At 67.6% G+C, this 20,042-nt stretch carries 15 protein-coding genes; 2 read left to right on the plus strand and 13 right to left on the minus strand.

Features of this window, described 5'->3' with window-relative positions; genetic code table 11:
* Nucleotides 1-40 precede the first annotated feature (40 nt).
* From ACFXKZ_RS07545 to ACFXKZ_RS07585, 9 genes are all read right to left on the minus strand, one after another.
* Nucleotides 41-358 (minus strand): hypothetical protein, encoded by a 318-nt coding sequence (locus ACFXKZ_RS07545; protein WP_379997509.1) that lies wholly within the window; start codon nucleotides 356-358, stop codon nucleotides 41-43.
* Between the two features lie 347 nt (nucleotides 359-705).
* The gene (locus ACFXKZ_RS07550; RefSeq protein ID WP_379997510.1) at nucleotides 706-2,643 is read right to left on the minus strand and encodes an ATP-binding cassette domain-containing protein; all 1,938 of its coding nucleotides are present in this window, start codon (nucleotides 2,641-2,643) and stop codon (nucleotides 706-708) included.
* Nucleotides 2,640-3,209, minus strand: a complete 570-nt coding sequence (locus ACFXKZ_RS07555) for an NUDIX domain-containing protein (protein WP_379997512.1) — start codon at nucleotides 3,207-3,209, stop codon at nucleotides 2,640-2,642. Before ACFXKZ_RS07555 ends, ACFXKZ_RS07550 begins: the two co-directional genes overlap by 4 nt.
* A gap of 254 nt (nucleotides 3,210-3,463) precedes the next feature.
* Nucleotides 3,464-3,958, minus strand: coding sequence for an NUDIX domain-containing protein (locus ACFXKZ_RS07560; protein WP_379997514.1), 495 nt, complete (start codon nucleotides 3,956-3,958; stop codon nucleotides 3,464-3,466).
* Nucleotides 3,959-4,100: 142 nt separating this feature from the next.
* Complete coding sequence (locus tag ACFXKZ_RS07565) at nucleotides 4,101-5,261, minus strand: hypothetical protein (protein WP_379997516.1); 1,161 nt, start codon at nucleotides 5,259-5,261, stop codon at nucleotides 4,101-4,103.
* 4 nt (nucleotides 5,262-5,265) lie between these two features.
* Nucleotides 5,266-7,320 (minus strand): methyltransferase, FxLD system, encoded by a 2,055-nt coding sequence (gene fxlM, locus ACFXKZ_RS07570; RefSeq protein ID WP_379997518.1) that lies wholly within the window; start codon nucleotides 7,318-7,320, stop codon nucleotides 5,266-5,268.
* Between the two features lie 48 nt (nucleotides 7,321-7,368).
* The gene (locus tag ACFXKZ_RS07575) at nucleotides 7,369-8,439 is read right to left on the minus strand and encodes a lanthionine synthetase C family protein (RefSeq protein ID WP_379997520.1); all 1,071 of its coding nucleotides are present in this window, start codon (nucleotides 8,437-8,439) and stop codon (nucleotides 7,369-7,371) included.
* On the minus strand, nucleotides 8,436-10,472 hold the full coding sequence (locus ACFXKZ_RS07580; RefSeq protein WP_379997522.1) for a lantibiotic dehydratase family protein: 2,037 nt from the start codon (nucleotides 10,470-10,472) through the stop codon (nucleotides 8,436-8,438). The genes ACFXKZ_RS07575 and ACFXKZ_RS07580 overlap by 4 nt, the downstream gene beginning before the upstream one ends.
* An 80-nt stretch (nucleotides 10,473-10,552) precedes the next feature.
* Nucleotides 10,553-10,738 (minus strand): FxLD family lanthipeptide, encoded by a 186-nt coding sequence (locus ACFXKZ_RS07585; RefSeq protein WP_379997524.1) that lies wholly within the window; start codon nucleotides 10,736-10,738, stop codon nucleotides 10,553-10,555.
* Nucleotides 10,739-10,996: 258 nt separating this feature from the next.
* On the opposite strand from ACFXKZ_RS07585, the gene ACFXKZ_RS07590 reads away from it, so the two are divergent.
* Nucleotides 10,997-12,289, plus strand: coding sequence for a helix-turn-helix domain-containing protein (locus ACFXKZ_RS07590; protein ID WP_379997526.1), 1,293 nt, complete (start codon nucleotides 10,997-10,999; stop codon nucleotides 12,287-12,289).
* Here ACFXKZ_RS07590 and ACFXKZ_RS07595 read toward each other — a convergent pair.
* Nucleotides 12,275-12,907, minus strand: coding sequence for an HAD-IA family hydrolase (locus ACFXKZ_RS07595; protein ID WP_379997528.1), 633 nt, complete (start codon nucleotides 12,905-12,907; stop codon nucleotides 12,275-12,277). The genes ACFXKZ_RS07590 and ACFXKZ_RS07595 overlap by 15 nt on opposite strands.
* 1,436 nt (nucleotides 12,908-14,343) lie before the next feature.
* On the opposite strand from ACFXKZ_RS07595, the gene ACFXKZ_RS07600 reads away from it, so the two are divergent.
* Complete coding sequence (locus ACFXKZ_RS07600; RefSeq protein ID WP_379997530.1) at nucleotides 14,344-15,366, plus strand: endonuclease NucS domain-containing protein; 1,023 nt, start codon at nucleotides 14,344-14,346, stop codon at nucleotides 15,364-15,366.
* On the opposite strand, the gene ACFXKZ_RS07605 is transcribed toward ACFXKZ_RS07600, so the two are convergent.
* From ACFXKZ_RS07605 to ACFXKZ_RS07615, 3 genes are all read right to left on the minus strand, one after another.
* Entirely contained in the window at nucleotides 15,356-15,754 is a 399-nt protein-coding gene (locus ACFXKZ_RS07605) for a winged helix-turn-helix domain-containing protein (protein WP_379997532.1), read from the minus strand. The genes ACFXKZ_RS07600 and ACFXKZ_RS07605 overlap by 11 nt on opposite strands.
* Before the next feature lie 163 nt (nucleotides 15,755-15,917).
* Complete coding sequence (locus ACFXKZ_RS07610) at nucleotides 15,918-17,885, minus strand: UvrD-helicase domain-containing protein (RefSeq protein WP_379997534.1); 1,968 nt, start codon at nucleotides 17,883-17,885, stop codon at nucleotides 15,918-15,920.
* Nucleotides 17,886-17,888: 3 nt separating this feature from the next.
* Nucleotides 17,889-19,769, minus strand: a complete 1,881-nt coding sequence (locus tag ACFXKZ_RS07615) for an ATP-dependent endonuclease (RefSeq protein ID WP_379997536.1) — start codon at nucleotides 19,767-19,769, stop codon at nucleotides 17,889-17,891.
* Nucleotides 19,770-20,042 lie beyond the last annotated feature (273 nt).

The following is a 20,042-nucleotide window of genomic DNA, read 5'->3' on the forward strand; positions in this document are numbered from 1 at the left end:
GCGAGGTCCGGAGCGGTGAGCAGGCGAGGCGGTACGGGGCTCAGTCCAAAGCCATGAAACTGCCGACTTGCGCAGTTCGGGTCTGGCTCGGCTCCAGCGGGTCGTAGACCTTCGTCTGGCAGCTGCCGTCGGGGAACAGCAGGATCGTGCCCTTGGTCTTGTTGGAGATCGTGGTCCCGGTTCCGAGTCCCGGTTGGCACTGGTCGGCCTGCGGATCGTAGACGGCCTTCTCCTGGCCGAGGCGGTACATGACCACCACGCCCGGGGCCGCCGTGGCGATGGCGAGGTCGACGAGGGACAGAGCAAGGACGCCGGCGGTAACAGCCAGAGCCGCACGCGGTCGGAGGCGCATACGCATGGGGACAACTCCTGAAGGATGGGGGCTCGAAACCGGGAACCGCCAGGCTCGCTTGCAACATGGCGCCCCGCGACTTCCGGGGACCGGCTACCCCTGACCCGCCACCGCCTCGCCGAACGGGCGGGGGAGTTCACCCGAACGGTCTCGGCGGACGGTGACGTCGCCCAACGCCTCGGCACCGGAAGCGGTCGGCTGGAATCCGCAGGTGAGACAGTTGACTTCAAAGGCTTCGGTCCCTCTTTGGAGGTGATACGTGCCGTATTTTGTCCAGGCGTCGCCTTACACGGGCTTGCGCTCATCTCTGGTCGACGGCACGTACGGGCAAGGGGTGTTCCGATGCATGTCGGTCACGAGTCTCCTCCCGGCCGGTAGGCGTCCCGGTCCTGCTGAAGACGCCACAGGTCCTGCATCAGGCCGGGTCGGCCAATCAGTTCGTGGAAGGTGCCGCTCTGCACGACACGGCCTTTTTCCATGACGACCACGCGGTCGGCGACGGAGGTGTTGGCCAGGTTGTGGGTGACGAGCACCACCGCGCGGTCGCCGGTGAGAGCGCGGAGACCGGTGAAGATCCGGTGCTCGGCGCGGGGGTCCAGGTCGGAGGTCGGCTCGTCCATGATCAAGAGACCGGCATCGCGATGGATCGCTCGGGCGACGGCGATACGTTGCCACTGTCCCGGGGAAAGGGCCACGCCGCCCCACCACTCCCGAGCCAGGAGGGTGCCCATTCCGGAACGCAGGGTCTGGATCACGTCGTTGGCGCCGCTGGCGCGGGCCGCCGCGAGCACGGCTCGCTCGCCCTCCTTGCGGGGTTGGCCCAGATGAATGTTCTCCCGCGCGGTCATGGGCCAGCGGGCGAAGACCTGCGGAACCACCGAGGTCTGTTTCCACATCGCCTGCGCCTCCAGGTCCGCGACGCCGACCCCGTCCCAGGTAACGGTGCCGGTGGTGGGCAGGTTGAGCCCCGACAGCAGCTTCATCAGGGTCGACTTGCCGGAGCCGTTCTCGCCGACCACGGCCACGATCTCTCCTTGGCGCACGTCGAAGTCGACGCCGCGCAGGGTGTCCCGTTCGGCCTCGGGGTAGCGGAAGACGACATCGCGAAGGGCGATGTGCCGCGGTCGGTCCGGGACGATGTCGCCGCGCTCCAGGCGTTGTCCCGCCGCTTCGGTGACGAACCGTTCCCAGTCGTCGAGGTACAGGCCGGTCCGGAGCAGGTCGCGGCCGTAGCCGACCAGGCCCTGCAGTCCGGTGCCCGCCGACCGCAGGGCGAAGATCGCCGTACCGGCGGACGCCGCGGAGATGCGTCCGGTCCCGAGCAGGAGCAACACCGCGCCCCACACCACCGCGGACACCAGTCCGGTGGCGACGGCGCCCACCACGGCGATCTTCGCCCGCTCCCAGGCCGCTCGGTCGTTGGTGGCCTCCACCCGCTTGGCGCTCGCCTTGTACTTGTCGAGGAGATAGGGGGCCAGGGTGTCGGTGCGAACCTGGTCGGCCTGTTCCTTGGCAATCAAGTGCCAGCGCAGCATGGACATCACCCGGCGGTCCTTGTGGGTGGCCACAACCGCCAGGTACGTAACGCGCTCGCCGCGGATCGCGGCCATGGCCTGAGGGACGGCCGCCAGCAGGAGCAGCGGTAGCAGAAGCGGATACAGGGTGGCCAGCACCACGCCTGCGGCAACGAGGGTGGCCAGGGAGGAGATGTAGTTCTGCGACTGCCCGATCATGTCCTGACTGACGTCCACGCCCCGTTCGGCCGCGTCGTATCTGTCGTTGAAGCCGGGGTGGTCGTAGGCGGCCTGTTCGGCGTTGGTCGCCGCCTCCAGCATCCTGTACTCCGCCTCGCGGCAGATCCGGGGCGAGAGCCGGTTGGACAAGCCCTGGATCACGATGCCCAGCAACGCCCGCAGGCCTGCTGCGCCGGCCAGTACCGCTACCGCCGGGACCGCCGTGCCGAGCCGACCGGGGTCGTGGGCGGTGTCGATGAGCACGGAGAACGCGGCCGTGGTGGCGAACAATCCCAATGCGGCGGACACTCCGGACACGAGCTGGCAGGCCAACAGCCACACGACCGCCGTGCGGTCGACCTCCCACGCCAGGGCGAACGTTCGGCGGATCAGCGACGGCAACCGGCGGGCCATGCTGCGGCCGGTCAGCAGCTCGGCCAACTCCAGGCTGTCGCCGCCCGGGTGGTCGAACGTCAACGTCTCCCGCGTCGGGGTATCAGCATCCGACTCCCCCGCGTCGGCGTCTCCACCGCGCAGTCGGCCCGTGGTTTCCGTCATGCCCCGCTCCCCTTCTCAACAGGACGTTCGGCCGGCATCCGTGCGGCCCTCCCGGGCAGTGCCGCGCCCACGTCACCGACGGCGGGGACCATGCGCAGCCGGGCCTTCGTGGCGTCGTACGCGATCGGATCACCGGGGAGTTGGAAGTGCACGGCGAGCCGGACGCCGGCCCGGTAGGTGTCGAGTCCGGCCCGGCAGTAGGCCACCATCGGTGCCGGCAGCGCGTCGAGGCGGCACCAGCCCATCGCGTCGCACACGGCCGGTTCCATGACCTGCGGCGTGCCGTGCCATCGCCGGACCTCGAAGAAGAATCCGACCCGGGCGCCCCCTTCCGGGCTGCGATGGTGCACCGTGGCTGCGACGCGGACATCGGCCGGGTCGACGAGAACGCCGGTCTCCTCCGTCGTCTCCCGCAGGAGCGCGTCGACGACGTCCTCGTGCGGGCCGTCCAGGTGGCCCGACGGGAGATGCCACAGGCCCGACGCATACACCGCCCCCGCTCGCCGCGACAGCAACACCTGCGGCCCAGCGGCGCCGTCGCGGCGCAGGATCAAGTGGACGTCCACGGGCTCCACGTGTCGGTCCGGCGCGCTCAATTCTCACCCCCCGACGGGCCGGCGTCCGGGTGAGCGCACTTCGGCCCAGCCCTGCGACCGGCGGTCGTCGCTGCTTGATTCGGGGCGGTGGTCTTCGGTGGGCGGGTCGTCGGCGCCCCGGTAGTTCGGTATCCAGGCGACGGAGGAACGGTCACAGGGGCGGGTGGTGCATGCTCGCTCACGGGCGGGAGACCTCTCTGCGCGGACGGGGCACGTGCTCGGTGTCAGGTCCAGCCGAGCTCGGTATACAGGCGGCCGGCTCGAATGGCTTGGATCGCGGCGCGCGTGTAGGCAACGGTCGGGTCCGGCAGGTCGTCGGGGTGCCACCATCCCCAGCCGAGGCACTTGTCGGGTTCGAGGACTTCGGGTGTGCCCGTCCACCGCCGGGCCCTGAAGATCATCTGCAAGCGGGGGCGGGTGCCCGGCGGCTCCATGAGGTGGACGGCGTGTGCGAACTCGATGTCGTCGGGGTGGATCAGCAGTCCGGCTTCCTCCCGGGCCTCGCGCACGAGGCAGGCGACGGCGGACTCCTGCTCGCAGTGCCCGGCCAGGAAGTGGTGGGTCGAGGGCGCGTATACGGAATCGGGGTGCCGCAATCCGAGCAGAACCCGCCCCTGGGAATCCTCCAGATAGAGGTGGGCGCCGACGACGTTCAGAACTCCACCCGTACCGGACCCGACGCGCCGGTTCGGTGTCGTGGCGCCTTCCTCGCCACTCATCGAGACGCCCCCGATGGTCGGCAAAACCCGGCTTCAGCCTGCGGTCTCCTGATCGCGCCGTCGGTACGAGCCGGATCAGAAAGGGCTGTGTATGGGAGGGGAAGACACGGACTCGAATTCATCACGCAGAGTGTAGAGATCCCTACCGACAGACATCATGGGGTCGAGGAGGAGGCCCGGCATTGTTGTCCGCGACGACACGATCGTCCGATGGGCACGTCAAAAGCTGCCTGCGGAGTGCACTCTCGGCCGCGTCCACGGCCCCGGCAAGGGCATGTGCGTGGACTGCGGCGAGACTTCCGGCACCGAGCCCCGATGCGGTCAGTACGGCTTGAAGTTCCCGCGTCTGCCCGCCGCTCAGGCGGGAACGCAGCGGGCCGTGGGTCAAGATGTCGCGGGCGGCGTAGGCGTCGAGGACGGCGACATCGACGAGAGCGTCCCGCACGAGGGCGGCGTCGGAGTTCATGGATTCGCGGCACAGGTCGAGCGCGGTGAGCCCGACTCGGGCTTGGAAGGCGGCGGTTGCCGGGTCGGGTGGGGCGATAACCGGGAGTACCTCCATCAGGGCAAGGTCAGGCTCGGGTTGCCGGGGCGGGCAGCAGGCTCGCAGGAGGGCCGCGACGGCGTTCTCCCACGGTTCGGCGGGGACGGTCGCTTCGATCATGGCGCGGGCCTGACGGTCGAGGCCGCGTTCCATCATCGACATGATCATGATCTGGCGGCCGTCGAGCAGCCGGTTGCCGAGGCCGCGGTATGCGGCCATGGTTTCGGCGGCCTCGGTCCATCGGCCTATCCGCGCCAGAGCCCTGGCACCGTCGATCAGCACCGTCACCCACAGTTCCTCGCAGACTTTCCGGTGGTCCGCGTCCGTGCCGGTCAGCAGTGACAGGTCGACCGCCTGGTCTCGGATTTCGGTTGTACCGCGCCGTTGGGCGGCGCGGTACAACCGCCCGAGGACCTCGTAGGCGCCTTCCCCGTCACCTTCGCGGATCAATAGTCGGGCGATGTTCACCACCGGCATGAGCGCCATCACGGCGATGTCCCCGGTGAGGCGTCCGGCTTCGGCGAAGACGCGGTGCTGCCTCCAGCACAGTTGCGCGGCCAGGTCGGGCATCCCGACGTCGGACGCGACCAGCGCGGCGTAGTTGAGGACCCCACTCGCGCGGGCCACCAGGACGCGATGGCCTGCATCGGCAGGCGGGATGGCCAGCGCGGTGAGTTCGTTGATCCGCTCGCCCAGGGGTAGCCCGGGTGCCTTGGGCCGGCGCACGAGGGGGATGCGGGCTGCAATGGGGGGAATCATCGGCTCAGCTCCTGCGTGGCCAGTCGACGACGAGGCGGCTGTTGGGCTTGTCGATGACGAAGCGCGGTTCGGCGGCGATGAGTTGGTCGCGGGCGTCGCCGACGGCCATGCGGAAGCCGGGTTCGGGCGCGGTGTTGCCCCAGCCGCGGTCCCACTCGCCGATCTCACGGGAGACCTGCTCGGCGAGCGTGGCGGCGCGTGGGCCGTGGCCAATGGCGCCGATCTCCCAGAACCTGCCTTGCTCGTCCTCGCCTTCGCGCACGGTCAGGTACGCCAGGGTGTCCTCGTCGAGCGCGGCCATGGAGCCCCATCCGAAGTGCGGGGTGAAGCCGGGGCGGGATCCGGGCATGCGGGACAGGCCGTTGGGCAGTACCGACGCCAGGTACAGGTACAGCCACTCCCACGGGTCGCCCTGGCGGAACTTCACGCCGGAGTAGACCTTGGCGGAGGGGGCGTCGAGGACGGTGCGCATCGCGTCGCGGTCCACGTCCTGTTCACTGAAGGTCTCCAGGCGCACATTCCCTTCACCGGCCATGGGTACGAGGGTGTAGACGTCGTCGCAGACGCCCTTGCGCAGCGGCACGAAGGTGGCCATCTCGCACGAGACGGTTTTCCAGGTCCGGCCGTCGCGTTCGAAGGCGAAGCTGCGGGAGATGCTGCCGCGGATGCGCATCGGGAGGACCAGGCGTCCGCCGGGGGCGAGTTGGTCGAGGATCCGCATGGGCACGTCGCCGGCGCCGACGGTGAAGTGGATGCGATCGAAGGGCGCGTGTTCGGGCAGGCCGGCTGCGCCGTCGGCCAGGACGACGCTCACGTTCGAGGCTCCGGCCTGCGCGAGGTTCTTCCGGGCGCGGTCGACGAGGTCCTGGTCGACGTCCACGGTCCACACGTGGCCGTCGGGGCCCACGAGTTGTCCGAGCAGATGGGCGTTGTAGCCGGTCGCGGCTCCGGCTTCCAGGACCTTGTGGCCGGGCTCGGCGCCGAGTTGCTCGATCTGGGTGGCGACGATCGAGGGTGCGGAGATGCAGGAGATCATCTCGCCGCTGTCGTCGTGCTTGATCGGCACCGCGTCATCCACGTATGCGGTCTGAAGGTCGACACCGGGAAGGAACCGGTGCCGCTCGGTGTCCCGGAAGGCGGTGACGACGGCGCAGGTGTGCAGGTGGCCGCTGTCGACGAGGCGATTCACGAGCGCTTCGCGCAACTCGGCGGGGTCGGTCGCGGGGCTCAGGGTGCTCTCCATCCGAGTGAGGGTAGGGGCCGGAGAGGTGTACCGGCCGGTGGACACGTCCGCCTCATCCGCACCGGTGAAAGCGACTTGCCGGCCCAGCCATGCCGTCGCCGCCTGCTCGTCGACGGGCACACCGGCGCGGTTGAGGGCGAAGACCGCGTGATGCGCGAGTACCGCACGCAGCCCCCGCGTCAGTCGCCCAGCGGCGGCCAGTCGTGCGAGCCGAAGGCCCGCGTCCTCGAACGCGGCGACGCGCTCGGCCCAGCCGGGCTCCGCGTCCGGTCGCCGGGCGGGGTCGGCGTTCATCAGACGCCGCATGGCCGTGATCGCCCGCTCGCGTGAGAGGCCGGTGGGCGCGATCACAGTCGGCCGCAGGAAGCCGAGCTTCGCCCAGACATCGCCGACCTCGAAGGGGTCCAGGCCGGCCGCCCGGTTCAAGCCGGACAGCAACAGGACGCAGCGTTCCCTGGCGCCCGAGGTACCGATCTCGGCCAAGGCGGCACGGCTGTCCGCGCAGAACACGTCGTGCGCGACGTCCATGCCATGGGGGCCGCCGAACGCTTCGATCTCCGGCTCGTAAACGCCGCCGACCCAGCCGTCGACCAGCCGGTCGGTGACGAGCTCGTCCAGCAGGCGGGCTGCGGACTGCTCAGTACGTAGCCTCACTCCCCCGTCCTTGCGTAGGAAGTGGAACCGCTGGTCGTGTAGTACGCATGACAGTGCCCGGGCGGCCTCTGGGCTCGCTCCGGCGTTTCCCGGAAAGGACACGGTGGCGTGCCACCAGCCGTTCTCGGTGGTGATCGGAAGGTGCTCGTCGTCGATGTCCATGGTCGTGGGCGCTCCTGGGTGGTAGGGCTCGGGGCGGATGAAGGCGGGTCACGAGATCAGCAGGGCGCGGGTCCAGCCGGTGGTGTTCGTGCCGTCGAGTGCCAGGCTCGCGCCGGCTCGGCCCTCCATGAAGCCGGGCCTGGACAGCGCGTTCGCTTCGGCGGCCAAGCGCTTGTACAGGTCTTCGATCAGCGGCGTGAACGGGGCCGGATCAGCGCTGTCTTCGGCGATGGCACGGGCGAGGGTCAGCAGGCCGGCCCAGCCGTGACACAGCGAGGCATCGGTGATCCGTTCCAGGCGTTGCGGCTCAGTCAATGTGCTGACGAAGGTGTCCTCCGCGGCACGTCGGCCGGCCTGGTCGCCGAGGGCGATCGCGGCCAGTTGCCGAGTGCGGGCGATGCCGGGTTCTCCGTAGCACCACGACGGTCGAGCGGCGTCCGGCGCGGGCGGCTCGTCAAGGGACAGTTGGTCGCGGGTGATCCAGTAGCAGTGGCCGTACTTGTCCAGCGAACGGGCGAACACCTCGATGGCGTCCCGCTGCCCGGTCACTTGGACGCCGTGCCGGGCGGCGAGGGACAGTACGGCCAAGGGGCCGGCGATGCCGTGCGCGACACCGTTGTTGCCATGGCCGCCGCGCATCTCCTCGCCCCCGGGACCAGTGTTGGACCACCAGCCGGGCAGCTCCCGGCCGTCGACGGGGACCGGCTGCGACAGGGAGACCAGGTAAGCCAGCACCTCCCGCAGCAGCGACGGGGCTCCGTCGCGGGTCAGCAACAGCACGCCGAGCCCGCTCAGGCCCCGGATGAGATCGAACTCCGCGAGATGCGGCAACGCCCCGCCGGCGTTCCTCCGACGGGCTGCGGCCAGCCGGGTGGTGACAACGCGGTCGACAGCGCGTTGCACGTGGCGGTCGGCACGCCCGGCGCAGCCGAGGACGAACTCCAGCGCCGGGGCGCCGTGGAACAACGACGCGTTACGCCCGGCGCTGACCCCACCTGCGACAGCCTGCGCCAGGCTGCGTCGCGCGGAGGCAAGGTCAGCGCGTTCCAGGTGCAGCAGCGCCATCCCCAGCGGGCCTTCGGAGAGGTCCTGCGTCCTGGGCGCGGTCGTCGCCTTCATGGCCGTGCCCGGAGCGGAACGACGATGCTGTGGGCGCGTCCACCGAGCCAACTGTCGGCATCCGGTGGCGGTGCGTCGTGCAGGACGGCAACGCCGGTCGGGGCCGCGGCGAGGTGGGTGCGTAGCACGTCCAGATGCATGTCGTGGCGCAGGTCGAGCGGCAACTGCTGGTCGTCTTGGACCAGGAGCACGCGCTCCGGCACGCGGAACCGGTGCATCCAGCCGTGCAGTTTCTCCGCCCACTCGTCGTGTGTCGCGGTAAGGGCGGGCAGGTTCCGGGCGGGCAATTTCCATCGTGCAGGCGCGAGGATGGAACGCCGGTAGTGCAGTGCGGGGGTGAACGGGAGGATCCAGGCGGCGCCCCAATCGAACCACGTCACCTGCGGAGTTCCGGCGCGGCCGATCTCGGCCAGGAATCGAACCAGCGGTGGGGTGTAGTTGTTCCACAGGAAGTTGATCGCGGTCGGCGCGAGCAGTTCCAGACGCTTACCGGTGGCGACCTCGGCCAGGTGGAGTCGGCCGTCACGGAATCCGACGACCAGATCGGACGGTAAGAGCACGCCCCTTTCCCGGGGGCGGAATTCCCCGACGCTGACCAGACGAGGCAGGACCTGAGGAGCGCGGGTGAGCAGGTCGGCCGGAACGCGGGCGGCGTGAAACGACAACTGGGCCGGCTCCGCGCCGGGTTCGACCGTGGGCAGGTCGGCATACGTCGAGCCGGTGGGCGGGATCAGGTGCCAGAAGCGGCCCGTCATCGACCCGGCCGCGCGGGAGACGGCGGCCACGCGAAGACGGAAGTCCCCACGATCCAGGGCCCGCGTGGAGGCGGCCTGGACCTGGACGCACAGTTCGAGATGAGGAGGGGTGTGCGTTCGCCGGCCCGCCGCCGCCTCCAGCCTCTCGATCATCGCGCCGCAGAGCACGACCGACCTGTTGCCCTCGACGGCTGCGGTGCAGGCCAGTTCCAGAAGCAGCCGATCGCGCCGAGTCATCGGTCGAGGCGGCTCCGAAACGTGGTCGAACCCCTCGGGGAAGCCCAGACCCCGGTCGGGATCCGTCACCAGCTCCAGCGGAGCCTCGACGTTCTCGCCGAAGCGGTCGGCGAACCGTTCGACATAGCGGCGCCACGCCTCGGTGCCCGTCGGGTGGGCGGCGAGCCTGGTCAGGACGGTCGCGGCGGTTTCCGCTTCCGTCTCCACCGCCGTCGGCAGCCGGACTGTGGCGTCCAATCGCAGGTCCGGCGCCGCCGTGCGGTTGCGGGCGCTCCGGCGCAGGTCGGGTGGCAGGGTGTCGGTGGGGTCGACGACGGTGGCAGGTGCGCGCAGCAACGACCGCAACAGCCGCACCCGCAGGAGTTGTCCGAGCAGCCCGGTGCGATCGCGCTCCTTGGTGCTCGGGAATTCGGCGGTGAGCTTGTCTACCAGTGCCGAGTACCGGATCGGCGACCGAGCCGCGTCCAGGACCATCGCGACCGCGGGTGTCATCGCAAGTGAGAACTCCAAGGCGCCTTCGGACGGGATGAGTACGCGGCCGTTTCGCACACGTGCCAGGTTGTTGGCGCACACGTCGATGTCGGCCATCCGCGCGTCGTCGGCTTCCCAGGCGCTGATCGCGGCATCCAACGCCACGGGGTCCGGCCGGGTGACGATCCGATGCCGGTCGCCGAAGCGTGCCTGTGCCACGTCGCCGAACTCGATCGGGGCCACGCCGGCGAACAGGCCGAACGGGGTGGAGCGGTGCGTGTACCTGATCGCGTACCGAGCGGTGGCCAGAGCCGCCCGGCGCACCCGGCGCACCTTCGCGGGTCGCCCGTCGAGAATCGCCCTGACCTGGCGCGCCAGATCGGGACTGGCCTCGGACACGGCCTGCCGGAATGTGTCGTCCGCCCACACCGCGGCCAGCCACGCGCGCCAGTCTCCGAGCCGACCTGCCGGCCCCGGCCAGGGCGGCATGTCCGGTCCTGCGAGGTTGACGGCGGCGCGTAGCATTCCTTCGCCGAGGCCCACGTACAGGTTGTGCCGTATGCGCGTCATCACCCGCACTCCGTTCTTGGAGGGGCGTGGGCCTGGACGGACGGCTCCGTCCGGGCCCACACACCCGGATCGGCTCAGGGCTACGAGGTGGTGCAGGCGCTCGGGCAGGAACTCCCGCAGTTGTCACCGGTGGTGCACATCAGCACCGTCTCGGTCGCCGGAGTGTTCTCGATGATGGTGATGTCGAGCCGGAATGGGTCGTCGGCTTCGTCGACGACATCCGCCTGGGGCGGCTCGACGCTCGACGCGATGCTCTGCGTGCTCATCTGTGCTCCTGATCCTTGTCGGAGGAACCCTGGTGGGAACATCGGGCGGCGGTCCGGTGCCGGCGCGTGGCCTGCCTTCACCGGCCCCAGGCTTCCGCAACGCCCGCTGGAGGACTCGGATCACCCGCGCAGGCATGGCGGGCGGATGGGCGATGACCTTCGCTTTATGTCCCGAGACGAGCACACACCGCCACCGAACGGGAGACAATGGCGTTGCCCGATCCAGCACCGATCCCAAGCAGGGAGAGGCCGTCCTCGATGTCCGAACAGCTCCGTGACGCCATGCGGGAAGCACGCAGGGCATCCGGCATGGTTTGGGCAAGACTCGCACGTGAAGCGGGGTTCGGCGAGGCGTACCTGCGCAATGTGGAGAACGGGAACCGATCGGTGACTGCCGCCGTTGCCGCCGCCTACGACAGGGTGCTGGGCACCGGCGGCACCTTTGCGGCGGCGCTCCACGAAGCCGGTTCGACGATCGGCAGGGACGTGCCGTGGGACCGGCCGGAAAGCCTGGCGGTTCTCGCCGAACTGTTGAATGGAAGCAACGTGGATCGCAGAGGTTTCCTGACGGCCGGGGCGGCACTTTCCGTTTCAACGAACAGTTGGTGCAAAGCCCTGGAGCCGGTCCGGACAACCAGGACACCCACGAAATTTCCCAGCGGGCCAGCCTTGTTGGCCCATGTGGAGAGCCGTCTTGCTCACTTGAGGCATCTGGATGACGAACTCGGAAGCGGCCAGGTGTGTCAACTGGCGCGTGGCGAGCTGACATTGATCGTGCGACTGATCAAGTCGGGGCGCTACGACGCATCGACCGTGGGGCACCTGTACTCCACGGCGTCCGAAGCGGCTCGGCAGGTGGCGTGGAACGCGTTCGACCAGGGCCACCCCGGCGTCGCCCAGCGCTTCTTCGACGCTTCCCTCCGAGCCTCCGCCGAGGCCCGGGATCCGATCAGCGGCGCGTACGCGCTCTCGTTCGCCGCAGTCCAGTGCTACTCCACTCCCGGACAGGCGGGAAGAGCATTGTCGCTTTTGGAGACGGCGCAAGAGCAGGTGCAGTGGAAGGCGACTCCGCGCATGCACGCGATGCTGGCCGCCCGCACCGCTCGGGCGCAGTCGAAGACCGGCGCCAAGAGGGAGTGCGCGCACCAACTCCAGGTCGCTCGTGCCGCGTTGGACAAGGGAACTCACGACGACGATCCCAAGACCCTCTACTGGGTGGACTACGGCGAGATCGAAATGATCGCCGGTTCGGCCGCCCTGCAACTCGGCGACCCGGCCGAGGCGGTACGCCGCTTCGAGGCCGCTGCGACAGCGTCGTACCCCGGCGACGACGAATACCCACGAACTCACGCCATCTACCTGGCTCGCGCCGCCGAAGCGCACCTTGCCATGCACGACCTGGACGCCGCGGTCGCCAAAGCGCGCAACGCGGCCCGATGCCTCGGCTCGGTGGACTCCGCGCGCTCGGCCTCCGAACTGAAGGGACTTCGCAATCAGCTGGCGGCACACACCGCGCACGCAGCCGTACGCGAATTCCTACAGGTCGGGTAGACCGAGCATTTCCCGCAGACGGGAGGCCACGACCTCCTCGTCAAGTGCCAACAGCGGCGTGATGCCGAGCCTGTACGCGGCAGCGAGATTCCCTTCACTGTCGTCGATGAACAAGCATCGCCCGGCCGGCACACCGAGCTTGTCGAGCACCAGGTGAAAGATGACGGGATCGGGCTTGCGCACTCCGTGATCCGCAGAGAACACCACCTCGTCGAAGGTGTTGTGAAGGTCGAACCCCGCATAAGGGTCGTACGGTTCCCGCCCGAGACTGTTCGACAACACCGCAGTCTTAATCCCGGCGGCCCGCGCCTGCCGCGCCACTTTGAGTACGTGGTAGGCCGGGAAGGCATCGTGGAGATAGCGGGCGAGCAGGTTTTCAGGCGCGACGTCGATCAGGGCGCCAAACCCCTCGTTCCAGTCACTCTGGCTGATCGCGCCGAGCTCGAGCTGCCGGAAGAGCTCCTGCCCTCGCGGGTCGGCCCAACCACGAAGGAACGTCCCCCGCGCGATCTTCTCCCGATCCTCGAAGGAGGAGATCACCTCGACCATATTGAAGGTCAAGACCCCGAAGAAGTCGAAGATCAGGCCGCCGTACTTGGGCTCCGCGGTTTTCGCCATCCTCAAAGCCTACGATCCGTACGGAAGTTGCGGCACCGCCACGCGCACGTTGTCTGCGGCCTGCGGCAGTGCGTGCCCGGGCGCTGCACGCCGGCAGCTGTGTGATTCCGCTATGTGATCCTTTCGCCAGTACGGGCAGCATCATCTGCATCCCGCCCGTAGCAGGATTCACCCCGTCCCTTGCCAGGTTCCGTTCCGTGCCCGGACCACCCCAGGCCCGCTTCTCTACCTGGCCCGTCTCGGTCAAGGACGTGATTGTCGACCACGAAGACCGCGTCCTGCTCCTGTGCAACGAATGCCAGGAGTGGGAACTCCCCGACGGACGCCTGGAACTCAGCGAAAAGCCCGACGAGTACATCGTCCGCGAGATCGCCGAGGCGGGCCCTGCTCGGCACATGGGCATACCGGCCCATCCCTCCACCACCTCACCGGAGTCCTCGACCCAACCCCGGCACACCGTGTGGTCCGACGTATTCGTCGTCGCCAGCGAATCCTTTGACGGAGTCCGGCTGCGCCTGGCAGCGTCCGCGCCCGGCACCTGCCGAATCGTGGCCGACCTCACCGCCGTCGACTCCGGCCGCTGCACACCGGCCATCGCATCCCGCAGCGCCCCCTCCCTCGCCTACTTCAGGTGCGCCGCGAAGACGGCAAATGAGGCCCCACACGCTGGGAGCTTGACGCCCATGCCCACGGCCCAGGGGGCACGACCTCGCCCAACGCATGTGCGACCGAATCCGCGCCTGGAACGACAACCGCGGACGTCAAACCCCGTATTACCGTCTACCCGGTGAACGCCCACGATGCCACCGCGCCCGCCAGTGGTGCGATCACCAAACACTTCTCCGAACTGTCCGTCGTCCGCTCGTCTCCCCTTGGCCCGGCCACCTTCGAGGGGACACCCCCTCACGCACGAGCATGTCCGCAGTACGCCCCGTTTCCGTCTTCAGACTCAGCGGAGGCCATACGCCGCTTCAGGCCGCGGCAGGGGCGTCGTACCCCGGTATCGACGAGTACCTGGAGCCCGTGATCTACGTGGCCCATGCTGCCCTTGACCCTGCCCCGGGTCTCAAGGAGTGCGCTAGACAGATGGCTGTCGGGATCAATGGCCCACCCTCCGCGTCCTGCATGCCGTCGCCGCCCTTGATAACCGCTGCCATGATGGACCGCAAGACCTCCCTGAGGGTGCCCGCAAGGTCGTTCAGGGGAGATGACCTGGTAGTCGCTTTTCCGGGGACACGCGTCATGGGGAGGCATCCCCGCGACACCCTGAACGTACCCGGTCGTGACATCGGGAAGCTGGCGTCGGAACAATGCATGGCAACGGGTAGTTGCGTTGTACGGCAGGCATTTCGACGGGCTGGGGGGACATGCCGACCGAGATCGCGATATGGCGGATGGACGACGGGGGACGACCAGAGCGCTTGCGGTCGGCGAGGATGCCTCTGGAGCGCGACCTCGAGGATGTGATCGAGGCAGAGCCGGACGTCCTCGGTGAACCCGTCCTGCTGATCGGGCGACAGGTGCCCACCGCCCACGGAGGGTTCGTCGATCTCCTCGCCGTGGACGAGGAGGGTGGTCTGCGCGTCCTGGAGCTGAAGCGCGACCGAGGAGCGCGAGAGGTGATCGCCCAGGCCTTGGACTACGCGTCGTGGGCGGCGACGCTTTCCCACACGCAGATCCTGAAGCTGTTCGCCGACTATCGCGGCGGCGACACGACGTTCGAGGCCGCGTTCGAGGAGCGGTTCGGCACGTCCGCGCCCGAGGAGCTGAACGCGGCACATCGCGTGACGATCGTCGCGGCGCGCCTGGACGAGGCCACCGAGCGGATCGTCGGCTATCTCGCGGATCTCGGTGTACCGGTCAACGCCGTCTCCTTCCACTACTACGAGGACGACGACCGGCGTTATCTCGCCCGAACCTGGCTGCGCGACGAAGCCGAATCCGTACCCGCGCCCCGCGTCGGCAAGTCCGCGACGCGCGAGCCCTGGAACGGCATCGACTGGTACTCCGCGATGGGCGAGGAAGACGGCACCCGGTCGTGGGACGACGCCCGCAGGTTCGGGTTCATCTCCGCTGGCGGCGGCAAGTGGTACTCCCAGGGACTGCGCCGACCGCGGCCGGGACAGCGGATCAACCTCCACATCCCGAAACTCGGGTACGTGGGCATCGGCGAGGTGTGCGGTGAGCCGACCAGGTTCGCCGAGGCCGTTCTCGGAGACGGGACGGTGCGCCTGGCCGAACAGCAACTCGTGGGGAGGTACCGCCACACCGGCGACGAGAACGACCCCGACGTCGCCGAGTACGTACTGCCGGTCCGCTGGCTCAAGACGGTCGACCGAGCCGAAGCCGTCTGGGACAGGGGCATGTTCGCCCTGCAGCTTCCGATCTGCCGACTGACCAACGCCACGACACTCGCGATCCTGAACAACAGATTCTTCCCGGAGTCCGTCACGCCGTGATCGGCAGCCCGTCGCGGCGCATCGGCGAGAGTCGGGTTTCCGGGGCCACACCGTGCTCCTCCAGGTCGTCACTGCCCCCTCGTCCCGCTCCAACGCACGCCGCGCGCCGCTGCCGTGACCAACCGTGCGCTCTCAACAGTCGCCACACGCTGGACGGCGACGCATACACAACCCCGGTGACCTGCGTGATCACCCGCCCGACCCGCGCGAGCGTCCAGACCTGCCCCGTGAACCCCGCCGCCTCCGGACCGGCCTCCAGCACCGCCCCAACCTCGGCGAACCCCTCGTCCGACGCACGACGCCGGGCACCCGGCGGCCCGGCCGAACGCAACGCGTCCGCTCCACCGTCCAGCCAGGCGCGATGCCACACCGACACCACCTGCGACACACCCCTCCGCAAACCAACCAGCAGCTCGCAACCGCGACTTCTCCCGGTGCTCCTGCTCGACCGGGGACATCCCCGAACTCCCCATACAACGGATATGCTCATATTTGACATACTGTCAACCGAATCCGGAAACCTCAGTAGCTGTCCAACGGTCCCTCGTACATCAGTGACGCTCGTCCGTCTGAGAACGACCATCCCCTTCGTCGAAGACGTGTACGTCATCCGCCGTGATGTCGTGGATCTCCCAGCCCTGTTCCCCCAATGCCTCCAGGTAAGGAAGGGCATGGTCTCTCAAAATGGCCATGGCCAACAGATGTGTGGGACGGGTCGCACCTACGAAGACGAGTTGCGCGATGTCTCTTTCCCTCGCGGTGAGTGACGTTTCTGCCATCGGCTCGCCGTTGACGAGGGTGGGGAGTACTCCTTGGAGGACGTAGTTCTTGCCCGTCGCGTCGAGGCATTCGAGGATAAGCGTCGCACTGTGAGTCTCGCCTTTGCTGTTCTGGATCGTTCCGGCGTACAGCCCTGGAGTGTTGGGGCCAGCCTTCTGGGGTGCTGTCTGGTCGAGGTGCTCCGCAGGGACGACGAATTCGAGCAGTTCGGTGGGATACGTCGCCGGGGTCCATCGGCGGTCAGTGATCTCTTCGAGCAGGGCCTGTAGACGCTCTGTTAATTGGACCCAGGTGTCCTTGTCTCCGAGATCTGCTTCAAGGAGAGAGACGAACAATGCCCTCAGTCGCCAACCCTGCTCGCCGGGAGCCCGTTCGAGATGTGCGAGCACAGGGGGGCGGAGCCTGTCACCGTGCTCGTTGCGGCTGTCGACGTGCCTGAGGAGCGCACGGGCGGCTCCCCAAAGGTAGTCGACTGCCTTCGCTGCGTCGCCCCCGGCATTCCAGATCACCTGGGCTTCGCGAGCGGCCGTGATGAAACCGCCAGCACCCTCGGATCGACCCGGGGCAGCGAATCCGGGGACATAGCAGGAGATCGATTGCGGCCTCTTCTTCGATCGTCCGGGGGCCTTGCGCGAGCCCAGAACCTTGGGGGGAAAGCGCGTCCTTATCTCTAGTGGGATACGTTCGGTGGTGAGGCGCTCGAACGTGGGCACCACGTCAGTGACGGTCCTGTCGTCGAAGATGATCAAGACAAGGAAGCCGTCTGGTCCCGAACCGATGATCTCTTGGCGTCTGTTAACCGTCAGAGCACTTGCGACGCGTGCGATTTGCGGCCCGAATCGACGACTCACCGAGAGATCCCGTGAATCGAGCTCGGGAAAAGATCCTTTTCCTCCCGGAGCATCGCCGAGGATTCGCTGGTTTACATCGCCGACGCGCTGCAACACAGTCCGGTCGGAGGTGAAGAGTGTGGCCAGGAGTCTCTGTTGCATGGCGCTGGTGTCCTGCATTTCGTCCAGCAGGACGAAAGGGAAACGAATTCTGGCGGCCTCGATAAGAGACGGATTGTTGGACAAGTATCGCGCGGCGAGAGCGAACATGTCTTCGTATCGGAAAACTCCGCGCCACGCGAGGGCGTTCTTGAGGTGAGAGAGCTGCGCGCTGCTGGTCGCCGATGGACTGAATGGCATGGGCTCGACACGGAGCGCGCCGTGCTCGAAGACGAACCTGGACTCTGTGAGGATTCTTTCGCCGTCGTTTCGGTGTTCCAATGCGGCTCGTAGGGTGGCGTATTTCCATTTGTGCACGAGCCGTTTAGCCGCTGCAGCGTAGGCATCGTCGTCGATCGCGCTCACTGCCACCCCGCGTGCCCGTAGGTCCGGAAGAGCGAAGAAGGTGTGAACGAATGACTGGATCGTCCCGATGAAGTGCGGATGCCGGCCGAGGTCCCGCCCCGCCGGCAACACCGAAATCCGATCTCGGATCTGGTCCCTGGCCGTGTTCGTGTGCGACAACACGCACAACCCTTGCGTCGTGGACGTCCAGGCATCCGCGATCAGGCAAAGTTTGAGACCCACAAGGCTGGTCTTCCCGGCTCCGGGGGCGGCCTGCAGGTCGAACGATGTGGTGCTGCGGATGAAATCCCACTGCTGGTGATGGGAGATCGTCAGGCCGAGTCGGCGGGCGCATAGTTCGACGCGTTCGGTCGCAAAGGCGTCGGCGGTCCAAGGGTTCGTCACGAGTCAGGTCGGTCCGCACAGGTGGTCCAGGGCCCGGCTCAGGTAGGCCGGGAGGTCGGTCGTCGCCAATGTGGTGCCCTTGAGTAGTCGAGCAGCGTGCTGCGCGGCAACTGCCTTGCTCGCCTTCCCCGCTTTCAAGGGGCGATAGATCTCGAAGGCGACGGCGCTCAGGGCCAAGCCGCGACGTTTCCAGTCTTCGATCTGTTCCCTCGCCATCTCTTCCACTGCGGCGAGTTCGTCGTCAGTAAGCCATCCATGTTTCGCTTTCCGGGCGGACTCGACTGCTTGATGCATGACCTCGGCAAGGGTCCAGGAAGCCGCAGCGAGGTCGTATTCCAACGTCCACAGATCGGATACGAACGTACGGACGGGCCCTCCGTCGTCCACCATCAACTTGCCAAGATGATCGGAAATCTGCTGAGGGGTCATACTCGAGGCGCGCGGAAAGTTCTCCCCCACCATGTCGTCGGGAATCCCGTCCGGAGCCAGGTCTCGGTCGGTGATGCATGCCACCCTGACGGCGAGTTGCCGGGTTCCCTCACGCTGCAAGATGCGGCTGAACCGGAACAGGCGGACGCTGCCGACGTTGACGATGCTCACCCCGGCCTCACCGAACGAGCGCCCCGTGGCCTTCGCCAAGGCGGGCAGAAGGAGATTCTCGGCGTCCCCTTCCACGACGGCTACCCCACGCGCGAAAAAGAGGTTCGCCTTGGTCGCGTCGAGGAAGCGGGACAGGAACGCGTAGTCGGACGCGTCGAGTTTCGTCTGCCCGGGCGTCAGGGGGAACGTGGATCCGCGTGAAACGATCGTGATGCGTTCCACGGGCAGCGAGGCGGCGATATGCGGGCTGTGCGTGGTCAGGAGGACCTGCACCGCGGCACCCGGCGCCTCTGCCTTCTCGGTGAGTAGATCCATCACCCGGCTCTGGAGTTGCGGGTGCAGGTGCGCCTCTGGCTCCTCGATGAGTAGCAGGGGAGCCATTTCGCTGTTTCCGAGCAGGAGAAGTTCGGCGCCCATGAACAAGGCGTTGTTGTATCCCAAGCCGCGCCTTGTCCACCACCTGGTGGCCGCGTCCGCAGAGAACTTGAGTTCCAGGCGTTCCAGCGCACGCGGCAGTGTGGCGTCGCTGGACACGCCGATCTCGCTGCTGAGGTCATCCTTGCCGATGCCGAACTTGCTCAGGTAGTTGTCGTTGATGTCGTCACGTACACGCGACACCGCTGGGTTGAGCCCGATGTGGTGTTCGGCTCGTTTGAGGATCCCGACCAGCGTCGTGGCGGTGTCGGCCTCCGTGTCGAAGTCGCTTTTGCCTTCTTTCCGCATTGCCGGGTAGCTCGCCAGGATTTGCGAGAGCCTGGAGTTGCGTCCGGAGCGCAGCTCGCTCTCGGCGTCTCGCAGTGGCTTGAGGTAGGTGGCCTTCAGGAGCTCTCTCGCGGCTCCGTCCAGAGCCGGGCCGTCGCCCAGGGCTCCGGTCCTGGTCGTAACAGATATTCGCGACGGCTTCAGAGGATCCATGATCTGGGCTCGCAGGGTGATGCACAGGATGGCCTCGGCCCCTTCCCGCACTGTGAGCAGCTCCAGGAAGGTGGCCTTCTCCGCGTCGCTGAGCCCGTTGAAAGTGCAGGTGATCGAGAATCCGGGGGCGCGGCCGGGTCCACAGCAATGGAAGTCGTCTTCGCCGACACGGTAGAAGTCGGCGGACGTGGTGAGCAGGCACAGTCGAACCGCGTCGACGATCGCCGACTTACCGCTGTCGTTCTCGCCGACCAGCACGGTGACGCCAGCTTCCAAGACGACGTCCAAGGCCTCATGCGCACATACACCGACATCTTCGGCACACCCGAAGATACGAAAGTTTTCGGCGCGAACTCGCGCTAAATACACCTGAATCCCCCGAGAGGCGGCCCACTACCGCCCCTCCAGGGCGTGGGTGTGCGGGTCCCATCCCGGGACTCCCCTGCCCGAGACGGCAGAGCCAAGCCTACGACGGCCCGCAACACCGAATCGCCGACCACCGTCTCTGGCGTGTCGTCATTCGCTGACGATGGCCCACCGCGCTGTGCCTCACGATGGATGTCGGCTCCATAACGGTATGGGACCCGTCTCCCTGAAACCTTGACTCGAACACGTGCGCGAGGAAGGTTGAGCGTGTCCTGA

The organism is Embleya sp. NPDC059237 (assembly GCF_042754105.1).
Classification (GTDB): domain Bacteria; phylum Actinomycetota; class Actinomycetes; order Streptomycetales; family Streptomycetaceae; genus Embleya.

Bases quoted from the DNA above. Each gene is read 5' to 3' on its own strand.
- ACFXKZ_RS07545 (WP_379997509.1), bottom strand. From the start codon at position 358: ATGCGTATGCGCCTCCGACCGCGTGCGGCTCTGGCTGTTACCGCCGGC.
- ACFXKZ_RS07550 (WP_379997510.1), bottom strand. From the start codon at position 2,643: ATGACGGAAACCACGGGCCGACTGCGCGGTGGAGACGCCGACGCGGGG.
- ACFXKZ_RS07560 (WP_379997514.1), bottom strand. From the start codon at position 3,958: ATGAGTGGCGAGGAAGGCGCCACGACACCGAACCGGCGCGTCGGGTCC.
- ACFXKZ_RS07565 (WP_379997516.1), bottom strand. From the start codon at position 5,261: ATGATTCCCCCCATTGCAGCCCGCATCCCCCTCGTGCGCCGGCCCAAG.
- fxlM (WP_379997518.1), bottom strand. From the start codon at position 7,320: ATGGACATCGACGACGAGCACCTTCCGATCACCACCGAGAACGGCTGG.
- ACFXKZ_RS07575 (WP_379997520.1), bottom strand. From the start codon at position 8,439: ATGAAGGCGACGACCGCGCCCAGGACGCAGGACCTCTCCGAAGGCCCG.
- ACFXKZ_RS07580 (WP_379997522.1), bottom strand. From the start codon at position 10,472: ATGACGCGCATACGGCACAACCTGTACGTGGGCCTCGGCGAAGGAATG.
- ACFXKZ_RS07585 (WP_379997524.1), bottom strand. From the start codon at position 10,738: ATGAGCACGCAGAGCATCGCGTCGAGCGTCGAGCCGCCCCAGGCGGAT.
- ACFXKZ_RS07590 (WP_379997526.1), top strand. From the start codon at position 10,997: ATGTCCGAACAGCTCCGTGACGCCATGCGGGAAGCACGCAGGGCATCC.
- ACFXKZ_RS07595 (WP_379997528.1), bottom strand. From the start codon at position 12,907: ATGGCGAAAACCGCGGAGCCCAAGTACGGCGGCCTGATCTTCGACTTC.
- ACFXKZ_RS07600 (WP_379997530.1), top strand. From the start codon at position 14,344: ATGCCTCTGGAGCGCGACCTCGAGGATGTGATCGAGGCAGAGCCGGAC.